Annotated in this window: 2 rRNA genes (1 of these 2 cut by a window edge); both read left to right on the top strand. The window is 58.0% G+C overall.

From position 1 onward, the window contains the following. A 16S ribosomal RNA gene (locus H5411_RS45945) occupies positions 1-266 on the top strand; its annotated part reaches 1056 nt to the left of the window's first position; the annotation flags it as partial. A gap of 305 nt (positions 267-571) precedes the next feature. Further along, positions 572-2500: ribosomal RNA gene (locus tag H5411_RS45940) — 23S ribosomal RNA — on the top strand; the annotation flags it as partial.

The raw sequence follows: 2500 nt of genomic DNA, 5'->3' as shown, positions 1-2500 counted from the left end.
ATCCCTTAAAGCCGGTCTCAGTTCGGATCGCAGTCTGCAACTCGACTGCGTGAAGTCGGAGTCGCTAGTAATCGCAGATCAGCAACGCTGCGGTGAATACGTTCCCGGGCCTTGTACACACCGCCCGTCACGTCATGAAAGTCGGTAACACCCGAAGCCCATGGCCCAACCCGCAAGGGAGGGAGTGGTCGAAGGTGGGACTGGCGATTGGGACGAAGTCGTAACAAGGTAGCCGTACCGGAAGGTGCGGCTGGATCACCTCCTTTCTAAGGAGCACGACACATCCACGCCTCCCGGGATGCCCGGAGCACGGGGCGTGGGGTGGGCACGGTTTAACGCTCGAATGCAGCGTTGCCGGGCTTGCTCGAGGAATTGTGGAACTACTGGTGATGGTTCGCGGCGGCGGTGATGCCGCCGGTCAGTACTGCGAGGTCTTCGGGTCTCTGCGTGGAACGCCGGTCGCGGATCCGGGCGGGTTCCTGTTCGCTGGCACGCTGTTGGGTCCTGAGGCAACACACGTTGTTTCTGGTGTGGTGTTTGAGAACTGTAGAGTGGATGCGAGCATCTTTGTGGTCAAGTTGTTAAGGGCACATGGTGGATGTCTTGGCTTCAGGAGCCGATGAAGGACGTGGGAGGCTGCGATATGCCTCGGGGAGCTGTCAACCGAGCTGTGATCCGAGGATTTCCGAATGGGGAAACCCAGCACCAGTGATGTGGTGTTACCCGCCGGTGAATATATAGCCGGTGTGGAGGGAACGCGGGGAAGTGAAACATCTCAGTACCCGCAGGAAGAGAAAACAAAAGTGATTCCGTGAGTAGTGGCGAGCGAAAGCGGATGAGGCTAAACCGATTGCATGTGATACCTGTCAGGGGTTGTGTGGTCGGGGTTGTGGGACCTGTCTTCTCAGAGCTGACACTCTGGGCGTGATGCGGCATGGTTAGCGGAACCGTTTGGGACGGCGGGCCGGAGCGGGTGAGAGCCCCGTACGCGAAAACTGTGTTTGTGTCGTGCGATGGTGTTCCCGAGTAGCAGCGAGCTCGTGGAATTTGCTGTGAATCTGCCGGGACCACCCGGTAAGCCTAAATACTTCCTGGAGACCGATAGCGGACGAGTACCGTGAGGGAAAGATGAAAAGTACCCCGGGAGGGGAGTGAAAGAGTACCTGAAACCGTGTGCCTACAAGCCGTCAGAGCTCACGTGTTGAGTGATGGCGTGCCTTTTGAAGAATGAGCCTGCGAGTTAGTGCTGCGTGGCGAGGTTAACCCGGGTGGGGTAGCCGTAGCGAAAGCGAGTCCGAACAGGGCGATCTGAGTCGCGTGGTCTAGACCCGAAGCGGAGTGATCTACCCATGGCCAGGGTGAAGCGACGGTAAGACGTCGTGGAGGCCCGAACCCACTTAGGTTGAAAACTGAGGGGATGAGCTGTGGGTAGGGGTGAAAGGCCAATCAAACTCCGTGATAGCTGGTTCTCCCCGAAATGCATTTAGGTGCAGCGTCGCGTGTTTCTTGCCGGGGGTAGAGCTACTGGATGGTCTAGGGGCCTTACCGGGTTACCGAAATCAACCAAACTCCGAATACCGGTTAGTGAGAGCGCGGCAGTGAGACGGCGGGGGATAAGCTTCGTCGTCGAGAGGGAAACAGCCCAGAACACCAGCTAAGGCCCCTAAGTGTGTGCTCAGTGGGAAAGGATGTGGGATTGCCCAGACAACCAGGAGGTTGGCTTAGAAGCAGCCACCCTTGAAAGAGTGCGTAATAGCTCACTGGTCAAGTGGTCCTGCGCCGACAATGTAGCGGGGCTTAAGCACACCGCCGAAGCTGTGTCATTCACACAATACATCCGCTGTTTCTTCGGAAACGGTGCAGTGGTGTGGATGGGTAGGGGAGCGTCCTGCATCCAGGGAAGCGGCCGCGGAAGCGAGTCGTGGAGGGTGCGGGAGTGAGAATGCAGGCATGAGTAGCGAATGCAGAGTGAGAAACTCTGCCGCCGGATGACCAAGGGTTCCTGGGCCAGGCTAATCCGCCCAGGGTAAGTCGGGACCTAAGGCGAGGCCGACAGGCGTAGTCGATGGACAACGGGTTGATATTCCCGTACCCGAGCATGTGCGCCCATGGCGAGGCGGTTGACACTAACCACCCGAAGCCGCGGACGATGTCTTCGGACGGAGTCTGTGTGTGGAGCGTGGGACCTGATTCCGTAGTAGTCAAGCGATGGGGTGACGCAGGAAGGTAGCTCCGCCAGGCGATGGTTGTCCTGGTGTAAGCGTGTAGGCCGTCATGTAGGCAAATCCGCATGACATATAGGCTGAGACGTGATGCGTAGCCGTTTGAGGCGAAGCGGGTGATCCTATGCTGTCGAGAAAAGCCTCTAGTGAGTGCATGCACGGCCCGTACCCCAAACCAACACAGGTGGTCAGGTAGAGAATACCAAGGCGATCGGGTGAACTGTGGTTAAGGAACTCGGCAAAATGCCCCCGTAACTTCGGGAGAAGGGGGGCCAAGC

This window comes from Amycolatopsis echigonensis (assembly GCF_014174495.1).
GTDB classification, from domain to species: domain Bacteria; phylum Actinomycetota; class Actinomycetes; order Mycobacteriales; family Pseudonocardiaceae; genus Amycolatopsis; species Amycolatopsis echigonensis.
The sequence above is the reverse complement of the archived record's forward strand: the minus strand, read 5'-3'. Positions and strand labels throughout refer to the sequence as shown.